Origin of the sequence: Allobosea sp. OK403, assembly GCF_900113835.1 — a bacterium.
GTDB lineage: Bacteria > Pseudomonadota > Alphaproteobacteria > Rhizobiales > Beijerinckiaceae > Allobosea.
Genome location: NZ_FOQV01000014.1, coordinates 1 through 14,249, shown reverse-complemented (window position 1 = coordinate 14,249; position 14,249 = coordinate 1). Strand labels below are relative to the sequence as shown.

The window sequence follows — 14,249 nt, the reverse complement described above, 5'->3', positions numbered from 1 at the left end:
CATCCGAAATTTACCCGAAACGCGACGGGTGAGGCTTGTCCTCGACGCTTTCGAGAGCGCTCTAACGGCCAATTTGGACCCAGCCCATCCGGTGCAGCGGGGCCAGCACCGCCCTCTCGAAACGGGTGCGATAGGCGGCCTCGTCCGACATGCCAAGCGCCCGCAGCGGACGCGCCAGGAGCGCCAGGTCCCGCTGCCGCAGATTGGTATCGAGCGCCTGCGCTTCGGCCAGGCGGCCGGCGCCATGCAGCGCAACCAGGCGATAAAAAAGCCGTTCCTCAGTTGGGAGATTGAGCCCGGTCGACGTCAGAAAATCATCGGCTGCCTCGTCCGGGTGCCCCGTCATCAGCTTCGCCAAGCCGAGATAGACCCGCCATGTCGCCGCGAACCGGTGAAGCGGGCTTTCCAGCAAGGCGGCGCGCAGCGGCGGCTGGGCGGATTCGGCGTCGCCCAGCATCAGATGCATGATCCCGACATTGGCACGGTCCACGACTCGGACGGGGTTTGCGCCAGCGCGCTCGTAGAAAACGATGGCCTCGGCGAAGCGGCGCTGCTGCCGCAGGACGGCCGCCTGGGACGATAGCGAAAGGGACGCCTCAGGCATTGCGGCCATCGCCAGGGCGGCCAGGCGCTCCGCCTCGCGTAAGTCCAGCTCCGGGTCTCGACTGCTACCGTTGGTGCGCAGATTCGTATGGACGAAGGCCGCCTCGGACGCCGCTTCCGCCAGGCGCGGTTCGACCGCGAGCGCGCGCAGGAACAGCGGCAGGCTCGCACGCAGGCGTTCCTCATACGTGCCGCCGCCCTGCTGGGCGATGCGCCCTTCCAGCACCAGACGCTGCCCCTCGTCCCAAGAGGAGGGCTCCGCCACGACGGACGGCGCTGCCGGAGCAGGCAGGCGGTTTGCGCTGATCCAGGTGGTGGCCGAAAACACGAGACCCAAGCCTCCCACGACAAGGGCGAAGCCACCCATGACAAGGGCGGCCCAGACCATGCGGCTGCGCGGTCGAGCGGTGGCCTGCATCGCTGCTTCCGAGCCGGGCGGCATTGCGCCATTGGGGCCGGCACCCGGGATGGGCAGCGCTGACGGATCGGCGGCTGGCGCGACCGGGCGCAACCGCGTCGCCATCACATAGCCCCGCCGCGCATGGGTCTGCAGCATCTCCGCCTGGGCCGTTCCCAGCGCGCGCCGGATTTCCGAAACGCATTGCGTCAGGCTATCGTCCGAGACGGCAACATCGCCCCAGACGACCGTGAGCAAGGTCTCACGCGACACGATCTCACCGGCATGTGCGAGCAGATGCGCAAGCACTGCCGTGGTCTTGGGGCGCAGCACCACCTCCCGCGCCTCAGCAGTCAAAACCCCGCGCGTGAGGTCGAGGATGAAGCCATCGAAGGCCAGGAGCCTGCGCGGCGTTTCCAGTTGGTCAGTCCCCACCAAAACAGATTCCCCGCTGCCCAAGGCGGCCGGGCAGGGGGCGAACCTGACAATACCCGCTTGCGATCGGCTCAGCCTGCCACGTTATCGACGTGCCGGATGCCAATTCTGAAGGTTCCTGCGTCTTGGTCGCCAAATCTGTCCACGCATCGCGAAATCTGTCTATGCTATGGGTGTGCGCGGCTGACGCGGCCGGGATGGGAACATATCGATGGCCGCGCCTATGATCGATCCAGCGCTGCTGGCGATGTTCGATGTCGTCCGGGCAAGGCATCCGGGAGATCTGGACGGCCGCTTGCGCGTCACCGAGCGCGTCGCCAAATCGGAGCGCATCTACACCTACCAGCTCCAGAACCGCGCGCTGTGGAGCGCGAAGTTCGAGAAGCCGATTTTTACGCTCGCGACCCGTGTCGCCGGCTCGATCCTGGCAAGCTACGCCGATAGCAGCTTCGCAACGGATGTCTCGGTCGATGGCGACCAAGGCGACCTGTTTTGCTTCACGACGATGCTCAGCGGCCACATCACATTGGTCAAAAACGGCAATTCCACGACGACCACGGACGGTCGCGGCCTGGTCTGGAGGCCCGGCCCCGGCGGCCGGCTCCTGATCAGCGATGACAACGCGCGCAGGAATGTCTTCTTCAAGGTCGCTGATGTCGAGGAGGCGCTGGAGCACCTGCTCGATGAGCGCCTGCGGCAACCACTCGAATTCTGGGCCGATCTCGATTGGGGCAGCGGGCTTGCAGCCAGCCTGAAGCGCCAGCTCGATTTTGTCATGGACGAGTTTCAGCGGCCGGATGGCGTGGCTAGCAACCCTGTCGCATTGGCGTCTTTGACCGATCTGCTCGTCTCGCTGGTGCTCCGTGGCGCGCCACATAACTACGTCGATCAGTTGGACAGCGGCGCTTCCGGTGTGATCCCGGCCTATATTCGGCGCGCGGAGGACTTCATGCGCGCAAATGGCGCGGAACCGATCCGCATGGCGCAGGTCGCAGCCGCTGCCGGCTGCAGCGTGCGGACCTTGGGGCATGTGTTCAAGCATTTCCGCAGCAGCACGCCCCTTGGCATGCTGCACGCCATCCGGCTCGAGCTGGCGCGCGACGATCTGACTGGTGGCGCATCTGGTCTTGGCGCATCCGGCGCCTCGGTGACCACCGTCGCGCGCCGCTACGGTTTCACCAATTCGTCCCGCTTCGCCGCGGCCTTTCGCCGCCGTTTCGGCGAAACGCCATCCGACGCCGCGCGACGCTCATCCCGCTCCTCCCGTTGAACGGCTGCGAAGCAGCGTCTCGAAGGATGAGGGCTCAGGAGGCTTCTAGGGCGTGGACTCATAAGCGCGTAGCCAAATCCGAATGGCTGCGAGCTTGATGAGAGCAAGGTAGTTCGCGGCGAGTTTGTCATACCGGGTTGCGATGCGGCGGCATTGCTTGATCCTGTTGAAGAAGCGCTCGACCAAATTGCGCGCCCGATACAGATATGGGCTAAAACAGATTGGGTCTCTGCGATTTCGCCTAGGAGGAATGTTAGCCCACGCAGCATGTTCACCAGCGAAAGCTCTGATCCAATCCGCGTCGTGTCCTCGATCAGCATGCAACATCGTGCCTGATTTTAAATCAGACAGCAGCTCTGTGACGAGCCGATTATCGTGAGCCTCACCGGTCGTCAGGGCCGGATAGCGGACGTGCTTATATGTGAAAATCGACGCGAATGACCCAAAACAGAACCTTCGCAAGGCTCAGTTGTTCAGCTTGCGTGTGTAATTAGCGCCAAGACTAGAACGAATGTGACCGATGGAAAAGACATGAATCTTATGCGCGACGAACTCATCGCCCGTTTAGTCAAAGCGGGCGAGCTTGAGGTGATGGGTGGGGATCAGGCTGAGACCGACAGCTATTTTGACACGGAGCAGTTCCGCTTCCACGGGCCTGGCGGCTTTGAAGCGGACTACAGCGGGCTCACTAACTACTTCAAATCCGTACGCGCAGCGTTCGACGATCGTTCGATCCGTCGGGGCATCATAATCGTCGAGGGCAACTACATAGCCTGTCAGACCTGGATCGAGGGACGTTTTGTCCGCGAGTTCACACAATCACCGGCCGGCCCTCTGCCTCCGAATGGCAAGCGGGTATTTTGGGATCTGTCAAACATCTTCCGGTTCGACGATCACGGTCATCTGGTTGAGGAGTGGGTGCGGACTGATTACCGGAGCTTCCTTCACCAGCTTGGAGCCGAGGGGCGATAGGTGGCACCACCTGCATCGTCCCAGCGCCACTTGCCGCAGGGTCGCCCGTGTAGCGATTGACCCCAAGCGGAAGTCGGACCGCTGACATTGGGGCGATCGTCGTGCACCTTAATGTTCGAGCCGCGCAAGCTTCCGCCATTTGTCAGTGTGCGCTATCGGGTGATTGCGCCGCGTTGCTCCCATGGTCCGGGATTGAGAACCGCGCCGTTGACCTTGCCGGCGGCGTCGCGAATGAAGGCGATCCGCGTATGATCGCCGCTCTCGACATGGAATTCATCCTTCGAAAGGAACGCTACGGGCATCGGCTCGCCCTTGTCGAAATCAAGGATCGACCAGGCGCCCATGGCTTCAACGACAAGCTTGCCGTCCGCGACACGAACTTGAAGCGCGACACTGTGCGAGGGGACCGCCTCCCTGGCAAAGGCGATCACGATCGGATCGTTGTGCCGCTCGCGGATGATCTTGAGCTTGATGGGGGCGTTGACCGGACCTGAAATCCGGCGAAAGGCCGCTTCCAGAGTCAGGCCCTTGATCGATCTATCGCCGATAGCGGTGATGAGATCTCCCGCCATGACGCCCGCCCTTGCGGCGGGGCCGCCCTCGGCCGGCTTGATCACCCTGAGGCCATCGCTCTCCACGACAACGGATTCAAGCCCGGTCCAACTATTGCCGTCGGCGACCAATATCTGTCTGTCCAGCGAACTTGCGGACCCACCGAACTCGTAACGTCCAACATATTCGGTGAGAGCGCCGGCGCTTTCCTGTTCCGATACCACAGGTGCGGGAGCTTGGGGAATCGTCAACGCCGCATAGGGTAGGCGACGGATCGCGTTGAAATAGAAACCGTTTTCACTGAACTGGCTCCGCTGCATCATCATGACCAGGATCAGCTTCTGTGCCGGATCGATCGAGAAGAACGTGCCCCAGCTTCCCTGCCAGTTGAAGCTGCCGACCGCGCCTGGGATGAGGCTGAAATCCGGGTCGGTGCGAATGGCGAAGCCGAGCCCCCATCCCGTGCCAACAGCCGGGCCGGCTTCGTGTCCCGCCATGTGCATATCCGGCGGCAGCGAATTCGTCGTCATCAGCTTGACCGTTTCGGGCTTCAAGATGCGCACGCCGTCAAGCTCGCCGCTGTTGAGCAGCATCTGGCAGAAGCGCAGGAAGTCGGGGACCGTCGAGACGATTCCTCCCCCGCCGGACAAGAACGTCTGCGGCTTGCCGACGTCGCCATCCGAAAGAGGTCGGGGCTGGGCGCCGGGCACGGCGACGAGACGGGCAAGCTTGTCCTTCGGCACCGAGAAGCCGCTATCGACCATATGCAGCGGCCCGAATAGACGGCTTTGCAGAAACTGGTCGAAATTCTGGCCCGATACGACTTCAATTACGCGGCCGAGAACATCGTAGCCGATAGAATATTCCCAGACTTCGCCCGGCTGATGCAGAAGCGGAAGTGTTCCGAGGCTTGCGATAAAGGACGCGATGGGCTTGTCGCGTCGGAATGGGGCCTTGGCTCCGTACAGTGCGTGAAGCGCGGCATTGCCAAATCCGGGATCGGCGTAGTCCGGCGAAGCATAAACGAGGCCGGACGTATTGCGCAGAAGGTCCCGGATGGTCATCGCCCGCCTGGCAGGTTCAAGCTCCAGCAGGATCGCATCTCCTGTAGCCGGATTGGTCTTGACGACCTGCATATCCCTGAGCTCCGGCAGATACTGCGCCACGGGAGCATCAAGCTCGAGCTTGCCGTCATCGACCAGCATCATGGTGGCGACGCTGGTGATCTGCTTGGACATCGATCCGATACGAAAGATCGAATCCGGCCGCATCGGAATTGTCTTGTCGTGATCCTCAAAGCCGGTGGGCTGCAAATAAGCCAGCTTTCCGCCTCTGGCGATCCCAACGACAAAGCCGGAGGGATCGCCCGTTTTGGTCTGCGCCTCAAACCAGGAGGTGATGCGGGCCAGTCGCCGCGCCGAAAAGCCGAGACTGTCCGGATCGCCGACGGTCCGCAAATCGTCGGCAAGCACCGCACCTACCAGACCGAGCGTGAGCGCCGCCAGCGCGGTCAATGAAACGGCAAATTGCTGATATCGCATGGGCAGCCTCGTTGTCGCAGCTATTGCGAGGAAAAACCGCCATCAGCCTGTCGAATGTTGTCGCTTCCTTCTCGCCGATTCCTGCAATCCGGCTGGCCGATTCCTCAACTCGACTGGCCGATTTTCAATCGCTCGTTCCTCGGGGCGGCATTTCCCGCCATTGCAAGACGGCGGAATTCGGTCGGGGTCAGATCTGTCGCGGCCTTGAAGGCGCGGTTGAACGGCCCGATCGACTGGAAACCTGTGTCCATCGCAATTGTCAGCACCGGGACTTCCACTTGTTCGGGGTCGACCAGTGCGGCCTTGGCTTCCCCGATCCGGTAATGATTAAGGAACGCATTGAAATTGCGGTAACCGAGGCCCTCATTGATGAGCTGCCGAAGCCGGTATTCCGGCACGCCCAACTCGGCGGATAGCAATCCAATCGTCAATCGCTCACGCCGGTAGATGCGCTCGACGGTCATCAGCCGTTCCAAGCGGCGCAAGAGAGCCGGTTCGATCGAGGCAGGCTTGCCCTGATCATCAGACGCCTTGGCTGGCGCGCCTAAGGGGACATTTGTCGCCGGCAGCAGGATCGAACCTTTCCGCGTCCCCGCATCCAGTAGATTCCATGCGCTCAAGCCAACCAACACGAACAGAGCGAAGGCGTTGGCGACGCTGGCCATGGAAAAAGTGGGGATCGAGGGCTGCTGCACGAAGTTCAAGTAAGAGTTGAGAACGATTTGGGCCGACGCCCCGATCAGGACGACCAGCCGAAGCCGACGTCGGCCCTCCACCAGATCCGCCCGCCACGTGAGCAGCGTCTGCGCCACCGCCAACAACGCCAGGCCGAGAAAGGCAGATGACAGCGTGCGTTCGATCGCACGCTCCAGCGCGGCCGATCGGGTGATGCCGCTGGCGTCCAGCCATTGCGCGACGGCGACGGCCGCCCACAAGACGCCATGCCAGGGCCGCGGCACGAAATCGTCATCGAAGGCGGCACGCGCCCATAGCCAGAACACGACACAGTTCGCGCTGGACAACGCCAGCAGCAACAGGCCCCACCACGCAAATGGCCGCGGGAAGGTCGGCGCCGAGCAGATCATCGAAGCCGCGGCGCCGATCGCGAGCGCGGCGCCCAGCAGCGCGGCCGTGCTGTCGCGGCGATCGCGCAGCGCCATGGCTGCGATCAGCAAGCACAATGCGACGACGGCGCCCCGTAACCCCAGATCGATCGACATCAAACCGCTGGTGTCCACGACCGGAAATACTCCGAATGCCATTGTAGACGCCAAAGCCGCGTAGGTTCGCTCGTACGCCCTTGACGCAGCCGATGTCGAGTCGGCGGATGATTTCGAAAGCGGCCACGAACCGGACGGGCGCTACTGCGCCTCGAACCAGGAGGTAATATGTTCCAGCCGCCGCGCCGATCCGGGATCCATTCTTGATCCTAACAGGCAGCGCTCTGGCATGGATCCCGGGTCTGCGCTTCGCTACGCCCGGGACGACGGCGTGGTTCCGAAGATGAGTGAGCCTGTGCCTCAGCGGTTCATGGCTGAGGCTCCCCCGTCATTCCGGGGGGATCCGAAGGATCGAGCCCGGAACTCAGAACTGATGCCGCTGCTTGGGAAGGCGCGGGTAGAGCGTTTTCGAACGAAGTGCACACCGGCGCGCATCACGAGGACGCGCATCGGTTCTGGGTTCCGGGCCCATGGCGGAGTTTATCATTGGGTCGACCAAAGGTCGGACCCGAGGGCCATGTCCCGGAATGACGGCAGAGAATAACGCCGGCAGGACCTTACGCGGGCAGGACCTTACGCCGGCAGGACGATGACCTTCGTCTTCACCGGCGTGCGCTCATAGAGGTGGATCATGTCCTGGCTGAGCAGGCCGACGCAGCCGCTGGTGATGCCCGAGCCGATCGTTTCCGGGTCGCTCGAGGCATAGATCGTGTAGAGCGTGTAGGCGCCGTTCTGGTAGAGATGAAGCGTGCGGGCGCCGAGCGGGTTGTCGAGGCCGCCGGGCATGCCGCGCGCATATTGCGCGGCCTCGGGCTGGCGCTTGATCATCTCCTTGGGCGGGGTCCAGGTCGCCCATTCGGATTTGCGCCCGACATAGGCGTCACCGTTCCAGCGGAAGCCGTCGCGGCCGACATTGGCGCCGTAGCGGGTGGCGGAGCCGTCTTCCTCGATGCGGTAGACATAGTAATTGCCGGGATCGACGATGATCGTGCCGGGCGCTTCCTTGGTCTCGTAGCGCACGGTGCGGCGGAAATATTTCGGATCGACCTTGCTGACATCGACCGCCGGAATCGGGAATTTCTCCTGCGGCACCGGCCCGTAGACCTTCTGCGCCTCGGCGAGGCTCATGCCGTCGGTTGTGGCGCAGCCGGCGAGCCCGAGCGCGCTGAGACCGGCGGCCGAGCCCGCCAGGAACGCGCGGCGGTCGAGAAGCCCCGCCCGAGGCTTGAGCCGAGCGCTCGCGTCCAGCTTGCCGGCATCCTCGCCGGGGGCGGCATTCCCACCATTCATGATCATGATCTTGGTCGTCCCATATCCTGTTGCCCGACGAGAGCATCATCGCGAGCCCGCTGAGCGTCTTGCCGAGCGGGGATTGTCTGGCCGGGCGGAGATTGCCGTCCCGGGGCGTGGCTGGCAAGCCCGGTGAGACAACGCGGCATGGCGTCGCCGCCGCGGCGCCGACCGGGAGCCATCACAACGCGTCATTCTCGGGCTTGGGCCTTAAGAATCTCACAACCAGCGCGCTGCGGCTGACGAGATGGTCGGGTCGGGCCCTCGACTGCCGGGTTCGCCGCGAGCATCCGATCGAAAAGTCCCGTTCATTGAAGGCTTTCTAGTGGGCGAGGACGAATGAGGCAGGCGCGGGGAACCCCTCTCCCGTGTGGGAGAGGGGCAGGGGTGAGGGCAGGCCAAACAACCAGATTGCGCAAGCGGCTCCGCATCGCCTCTTGTGCTTTCAGGATGAAGACGGCGCTGCGGCTCAGTCTCGCCCCAACAATCAGCGGCAGGCCCTCATCCCTGCCCTTCTCCCATCCGGGAGAAGGGTTCCCCGCGCCCTTCATCCGGCACTTCGCTTCATCTCGTCCGCGAGGGGAGAGCCGCGGATGATCCGCTCAGGGGGCACCCCCCCAACCGGACAGCAGTGGGTCAAGCCCGGCCATGACGCGCTTCGGATTCCTGATTGCCGCGGCTCTTCATATGGGCTGGGATCAGGGCCCGACGAGTTGCCCGCCATCGACCACGATGGTCTGAGCGGTGACCCAGCTGGCTCTCGCGGAAGCGAGGAAGAGCACGACCTCGGCGACCTCCTCGGGCTTGCCCATCCGGCCGAAGGGGATGTTGGCCAGCGTCGACTGATAGAGGTCGGGGTTGGAGGTCTTGCGGTCTTCCCAGGTGCCGCCCGGGAACTCGATCGAGCCGGGCGCGACGCAGTTCACCCGGATGCCCTGCCGCGACAGCATCTTCGCCTGGCTCGCCGTATAGTGCATCACGGCCGCTTTGACGGCACCGTAAGGCGCCGAGCGCGACGAGGCCCGCAGGGCCGAGATCGACGAGACGTTCACGATCGACGAGCCCGGTTTCATATGGGGGATCGCCGCATGGCTGCCGCGAACGACGGCCATCATGTCGACATTGAGCGAGGCGGCCCAGCCCGCCTCGTCATCGGAATGGCCGAAGCCCGAGGCGTTGTTGACGAGGACGTCGAGCCCTCCCAGCGCCTGCACCGCCTCAGGCAGATAGGCCGCGATCGCATTCGCATCGGCGAGGTCGACGCTCGCCGCGTGTGCGGTGACACCGAGCGCCTCGAGCTCCCGGCGCGTCGCTTCGAGCGGTCCCGCACCCCGGGCACAGATCGAAACGGATGCGCCTGATGCCGCGAAGCCCAGCGCAATGGAGCGCCCGATGCCACGGCTGCCGCCCATCACGATCACGCGCTTGCCCGTGAATTCCTTGCCCGTGAATTCCTTGCCCGTGAATTCCTTGCCGGTGAGTTCCTTGCCGGTGAGTTCCTGGGCCATTCGGGCATTCCTTCCTGCGATTCTATTGCATCATTGCGTGTCGGCGCCTTTATAGCGGCGCTGAGGGCCTTGGTTTCAACCCCGACAGCATGCAGTGCCGACATGTGCCGCCGCGTTGGCGTGCCCCGGCCCGGCCGGTCTCGCCGGCGCCAGCGCGGCATCATCGCCGGCCGCGGCGCCGGATCTCAGAGTCCGTTCGAGAATTCCCTCAGCCCTCATCCTGAGAGGCTGGCCCGAAATGAACCCAGAGATTTCAATGGCTATGTCCTGACACCCTACACGCCGTCATCCCGGGCGTAGCGAAGCGGAGACCCGGGATCCATGCCGGAGCGCTGCCTGGTTAGGCTCAGGAATGGATCCCGGATCGGCGCGGCTTCGCCGCTTGTCCGGGATGACCGCGTGGGGGATGTCTACCGATCGGAAGTCTCTGATATCGCTCGGTTCATTCCGAATCAGGCTCTCAGGATGAGGGCTCATTGCTCAAACGGTGTCCTAGAGCTGGTCGAGCACGGCCCGCTTGAAGGCGAAGCGTTCGGCCTTGAAATCCATGCCGTAGCTTGCGGCGAAGGGCGGCTGCGGGTGGCATGACAGCGTCACAATGACGACATTCTCCCGGCGATTGACGTAGAGCGTCTGGCCGGCGAAGCCGGAGGCGACCATGGCGCCATCGGGATCGATCCACCAGCTATAGCCATAGCCATCGGCCCCGTAGCTGTTCGTCGCCGGATCCAGCGCAAAGACGCGCGAGCCCGCGGCATCGAGCCAGCCCTCCGGCAGGATGGGCTCGCCGGCGATGACGCCGCCGCCGAGCAGGAAGAGGCCGAAGCGGCCGAAATCCCTGAGCGCCATGCCGGCGCGGCTGCCGCCGATCTCCTGCCCGCCCTCCGATTCCAGCGTGTAGAAGGCGTCGAACTCCATTCCGAAGCGCGACCAGATCTTGCGCGACATGTAGTCGGCCAGGGTCTGCCCGGTCGCCGCCGAAAGCAGCGCGCCCAGCACATAGGTGTCGCCGGTATTGTAGTTGAACCGGTGGCCCGGCGGATGCAGGCCGCGCACGCTGCGCATCAAGGCGAGCACGCCGCCCGCCACCTTGTCGCCAAGGGATTTGCTGTAGCGGTTCACATGCGAGGTACGGTCGGTGTAGTCCTCGTTCCAGTCGACACCCGACGACATGGTGATGAGGGTGCGGACGCTGACCGCATCATAGGCGCTGCCGGCCAGCGCCGGCAGATAGCGCGAGACCGGATCGTCGAGGCTGGCGATCGCGCCGTCCTTGAGGGCCGCGCCCACCAGCGTCGAGGTCAGCGACTTGATCATCGACATCGACGACCAGCGCAGCTGCTCCTCCAGCCCGAGCCCATAGCGCTCGAGCCGGATGGTGTCGCCCTGCAGCACCAGAAGCCCGGCGACATTGGTGCGGTGGATATAATCCTCGACCCCGTGAAGCGCGCCGCCGAGCTGATAGTCCGGCGCGATCTCCGGGCCGCGCGCCAGGGGGAAGGCAGCCTCGCCCCGCGCGATCGCCCGCGTCGCAAAGATGCGGTCGACATTGCGGTAGGCATAGGCCTGCCAGCTCGGCGAGAGCAGCAGGAAGTCCTCGCCGCGCGGAAGATACTGGCGCGGTTGCGCGGTGTCAGAGCTCATGTCCGGCGGACTCCGTAAAACAGCGGCAGGCCCTTCTGCACGCCCGTCAGGTTGCTGCGATAGGCCGTTTTCTGGAAATATAGGCCGGTCGGCGCGTAGGGCATCGTTTCAAAGGCGACGCGCTGGATTTCCGCACAGATCGCGGCTTGCGCCTGTTCGTCGGGCGCCCGGAACCAGTTCATCCGCAGCTCCTCCAGGCGCGGGACGTCGGACCAGCCGAAGATGGCGGAGGTACCGCTGCCGCGCAGGAAATTGTTGCTCGACGGATTGAGCAGGCCGACACCGGCGGTGAAGGTCCCAACCAGATGCCAGCCCCCCTTGTCGGGCGCCTGCCGGTTATTGGCCCGGGCGAGGACCGTGCCCCAATCCATCATCTGCATATCCACGGTGAAGCCGGCCCGGGTCAGCGCGTCGGTCACCACCTCGCCCTGCGCCTTGATCGAGGCGATGTCGCCGGGCACGAGGAAGACGAGCGGCTCGCCCTTGTACCCCGCCTGCTTGAGCAGGCGTCGCGCGGCGTCCCCGTCGGGCGGTTCCTTCAAAGCGTCGAGGCCGGTCTCGCTCGCCATCGGCGTTCCGGGCAGGAAGAAGCCGACCTTGTCCTTCCAGCGCTGGCGATCCTCGCCGATGACGGCGGTCATCACATCCTTCTGGCTGATCGCCGCCAGCGCGGCCTGCCGCACGAGCGCATTGCTGGTCGGCCCCTGCAGGAAGTTGAAACGGATGACGCCTGCCGATCCGAACGGGTCGATGAGGTCGAGCCTGACGTTCTTGTTGGCTCCCAGGAGCTCCCAATAATCGGCCGCGGGCTGTTCCCACCAGTCGATCTCGCCGGTCTGGAGAGCCGATGCTGCGGTCGCGACATCGGGCATGACCAGCCACTCGACCCTGTCGAAATGGACGAGCTTCGGACCGGCCAGAGCGCTTGTGAGCCCGCTTTGACGGGGGACGTAACCGGCGAATTTCTCGTAGACGAGCCTGCTGCCGGGAACGCGCTCTTTGGGCAGGAAACGATAGGGGCCGCTGCCGACCATCTCCGTGACCTGAACCGTGGGCTCGGTCAGCGCCAGCCGCTCGGGCATGATCACGGCGTTGTTGGTGCCGAATTTCCCGAGCGCATCGGGCAGCATCGGGAAGGGGAGCTTGAGCCGGAAACGGATGGCGCGGTCCGAGACGGCCGAAAGCTCGTCCGTGGTCGCCGCCAGCACCTGGCCGACATTGTCGCGCGCCCACCACCGCTTCAGGCTGGCGACCACGTCACGGGCGAGCACCGGTGTCCCGTCATGGAAACGCAAGCCCTCCCGCAGGGTGAGAGTCCACTGCAGGCCGTTCTGCTCCACGAGATGGCCCTCGACCATCTGCGGCTGGACGCGGTTGTGTTCGTCGGCTCCGTAGAGGGTGTCGAAGATCATCATGGCGTGATTTCGCGTGACGTAGGACACGCTCATGATCGGATCGAGGATCGCGACGTCCGATTGCGGCACGAATTTGAGAACCGAGGCGCCCTGTGCCCGCACGATGGAAGGCAGGCTCAGCGCCGATGTCATGCCGGCGAGAAATCCGCGTCTTGTGGTCATGGTCGATCCCCCTTTTTTGATGATGATTGCCTCGTCAGGCCGTGCCGTTCCCCGAGCGTGGCGGGGCGGACAGGCCGAGATGGAGCAAGTCGAGCTCGGGCCGCGCGGAACTCAGCGCCTTGTCGCGCGCGCGCAGCGCCGGCGACCGGGTGACGCCGCCGCAGAGCGCGTCCTGCAAGACGAAGTTCAGGGCGCCCAGTCCCGGGAGCTCGTAGCGTGCGACCGGCCCTGCCACGATGCCCGCGCCCCGCGCCGCCGTGACCTCCTCGGCAATGAAAAGGTCGTCCGCTTCGTCGAAGGCGATGACCGAGACATTGCCCATGTCGCCGGTCGGGGAATGCGCGGTCTGGCGCAGCTTCATCGCGTCAGACCTCAACGAAGCTCAGCCGCGTCGCGACGAGGCCTTCGGGCAAGAGAGCCGATGCGATGGCGGGCTCGATCCGATCCCCCGCGAAACCCGTCCTCCGCACCGATCCTGATGGTTCGCATGCGGCCAACACTGGGCCGGCGGAAGCGATCGAACAATTGAAATGATTCAATCTCTGAAATAGCTTTTCTCTATGGATTTCAGCGTTCGGCAAATCAGGGCCTTTGTCGCCGTCGCGCGGCTGGGCAGCTTCACCCGCGCCGCCGCGTTGCTGCATGTGGCCCAGCCGACCCTGACGGTGCAGATCAGGAAACTCGAGGAGGCTCTCGCTGTCCGGCTGTTCGACCGAACCTCGCGCTCGGTCGCGCTGACGCAGACCGGGCGCGACATGCTGCCGGTGCTGGGGCGGATGGTCCAGGATCTGGACGGCCTGCTCGGCGAGGTTCGCAACCAGGGAACCGGTTATCAGGGTCTGGTGAGGATCGCCGCGCTGCCCACGGCGGCTGCCGCCCTGCTGCCCAAGGCGATCAAGTCATTCCGTGCCGCCCATGCCGGGGCCGATTTCCGCATTCGTGACGTCATCGCCCGCCGCGTTCTGGCGCTCGTGGAAGCGGAGGAGGCCGATATAGGCATCACCGGCGGCCCGACGAACGCCGCCGACGTCGACGTGCTGCTCGCCATCGAGGACCGCATGCATGTCGTCTTTCCGCAGGCTCATCCTCTGGCCGAGGTGGAGACCGTCACCCCGGAGCTGCTCATGCGCTATCCGCTGATCATGATGGATCCCTGTGTGTTTGATTGGTGTTATGATTGGTGCGGGCGGGAAGCCGTTGGATTCCCGGTGGCAAACACCGCGTTCCGGCTCGGTTCCCG

Annotated in this window: 11 protein-coding genes and 1 pseudogene; 3 read left to right on the top strand and 9 right to left on the bottom strand. The window is 64.3% G+C overall.

Going from position 1 to position 14,249, the window contains the following annotated elements; genetic code table 11:
- Nucleotides 1–61 precede the first annotated feature (61 nt).
- Nucleotides 62–1,459, bottom strand: a complete 1,398-nt coding sequence (locus BMZ97_RS27425; protein WP_175525767.1) for a winged helix-turn-helix domain-containing protein — start codon at nt 1,457–1,459, stop codon at nt 62–64.
- A 187-nt stretch (nt 1,460–1,646) separates the two neighbouring features.
- On the opposite strand from BMZ97_RS27425, the gene BMZ97_RS27420 reads away from it, so the two are divergent.
- Entirely contained in the window at nt 1,647–2,705 is a 1,059-nt protein-coding gene (locus BMZ97_RS27420) for a helix-turn-helix domain-containing protein (protein WP_092177456.1), read from the top strand.
- A 45-nt stretch (nt 2,706–2,750) separates the two neighbouring features.
- Here BMZ97_RS27420 and BMZ97_RS27415 read toward each other — a convergent pair.
- Nucleotides 2,751–3,104: pseudogene (locus BMZ97_RS27415) on the bottom strand (IS5 family transposase); the annotation flags it as partial.
- Nucleotides 3,105–3,236: 132 nt separating this feature from the next.
- Here BMZ97_RS27415 and BMZ97_RS27410 point away from each other — a divergent pair.
- A complete protein-coding gene (locus BMZ97_RS27410) occupies nt 3,237–3,677 on the top strand; it encodes an ester cyclase (protein WP_092177454.1) in 441 nt (146 codons plus the stop codon).
- 152 nt (nt 3,678–3,829) lie between these two features.
- On the opposite strand, the gene BMZ97_RS27405 is transcribed toward BMZ97_RS27410, so the two are convergent.
- The 7 genes from BMZ97_RS27405 to BMZ97_RS27375 all read right to left on the bottom strand — a co-directional run bounded on the left by BMZ97_RS27405 (nt 3,830) and on the right by BMZ97_RS27375 (nt 13,370).
- Nucleotides 3,830–5,770: a serine hydrolase domain-containing protein gene (locus tag BMZ97_RS27405; protein WP_092177452.1), complete on the bottom strand. Its 1,941-nt coding sequence runs from the start codon at nt 5,768–5,770 to the stop codon at nt 3,830–3,832.
- A gap of 104 nt (nt 5,771–5,874) precedes the next feature.
- Nucleotides 5,875–6,990, bottom strand: coding sequence for an AraC family transcriptional regulator (locus tag BMZ97_RS27400; RefSeq protein WP_244546631.1), 1,116 nt, complete (start codon nt 6,988–6,990; stop codon nt 5,875–5,877).
- A gap of 573 nt (nt 6,991–7,563) precedes the next feature.
- Nucleotides 7,564–8,286, bottom strand: a complete 723-nt coding sequence (locus BMZ97_RS27395) for a L,D-transpeptidase (protein ID WP_092177448.1) — start codon at nt 8,284–8,286, stop codon at nt 7,564–7,566.
- Nucleotides 8,287–8,978: 692 nt separating this feature from the next.
- Entirely contained in the window at nt 8,979–9,788 is an 810-nt protein-coding gene (locus tag BMZ97_RS27390; RefSeq protein WP_092177446.1) for an SDR family NAD(P)-dependent oxidoreductase, read from the bottom strand.
- Between the two features lie 492 nt (nt 9,789–10,280).
- The gene (locus BMZ97_RS27385; protein WP_092177444.1) at nt 10,281–11,432 is read right to left on the bottom strand and encodes a serine hydrolase domain-containing protein; all 1,152 of its coding nucleotides are present in this window, start codon (nt 11,430–11,432) and stop codon (nt 10,281–10,283) included.
- On the bottom strand, nt 11,429–13,009 hold the full coding sequence (locus tag BMZ97_RS27380; protein ID WP_092177442.1) for an ABC transporter substrate-binding protein: 1,581 nt from the start codon (nt 13,007–13,009) through the stop codon (nt 11,429–11,431). Before BMZ97_RS27380 ends, BMZ97_RS27385 begins: the two co-directional genes overlap by 4 nt.
- Nucleotides 13,010–13,043: 34 nt before the next feature.
- A complete protein-coding gene (locus tag BMZ97_RS27375; RefSeq protein ID WP_092177440.1) occupies nt 13,044–13,370 on the bottom strand; it encodes an AtuA-related protein in 327 nt (108 codons plus the stop codon).
- A gap of 199 nt (nt 13,371–13,569) precedes the next feature.
- Between BMZ97_RS27375 and BMZ97_RS27370 the strand changes: the two genes are divergently transcribed.
- Nucleotides 13,570–14,249, top strand: a 680-nt coding sequence (locus tag BMZ97_RS27370) for a LysR family transcriptional regulator (RefSeq protein ID WP_092177438.1), incomplete at its 3' end; no start/stop codon positions are given.

Coding starts and splice junctions, on each gene's coding strand:
- BMZ97_RS27420 (WP_092177456.1), top strand. CDS start 1,647: ATGGCCGCGCCTATGATCGATCCAGCGCTGCTGGCGATGTTCGATGTC.
- BMZ97_RS27410 (WP_092177454.1), top strand. CDS start 3,237: ATGAATCTTATGCGCGACGAACTCATCGCCCGTTTAGTCAAAGCGGGC.
- BMZ97_RS27405 (WP_092177452.1), bottom strand. CDS start 5,770: ATGCGATATCAGCAATTTGCCGTTTCATTGACCGCGCTGGCGGCGCTC.
- BMZ97_RS27400 (WP_244546631.1), bottom strand. CDS start 6,990: ATGTCGATCGATCTGGGGTTACGGGGCGCCGTCGTCGCATTGTGCTTG.
- BMZ97_RS27395 (WP_092177448.1), bottom strand. CDS start 8,286: ATGATCATGAATGGTGGGAATGCCGCCCCCGGCGAGGATGCCGGCAAG.
- BMZ97_RS27390 (WP_092177446.1), bottom strand. CDS start 9,788: ATGGCCCAGGAACTCACCGGCAAGGAACTCACCGGCAAGGAATTCACG.
- BMZ97_RS27385 (WP_092177444.1), bottom strand. CDS start 11,432: ATGAGCTCTGACACCGCGCAACCGCGCCAGTATCTTCCGCGCGGCGAG.
- BMZ97_RS27380 (WP_092177442.1), bottom strand. CDS start 13,009: ATGACCACAAGACGCGGATTTCTCGCCGGCATGACATCGGCGCTGAGC.
- BMZ97_RS27375 (WP_092177440.1), bottom strand. CDS start 13,370: ATGAAGCTGCGCCAGACCGCGCATTCCCCGACCGGCGACATGGGCAAT.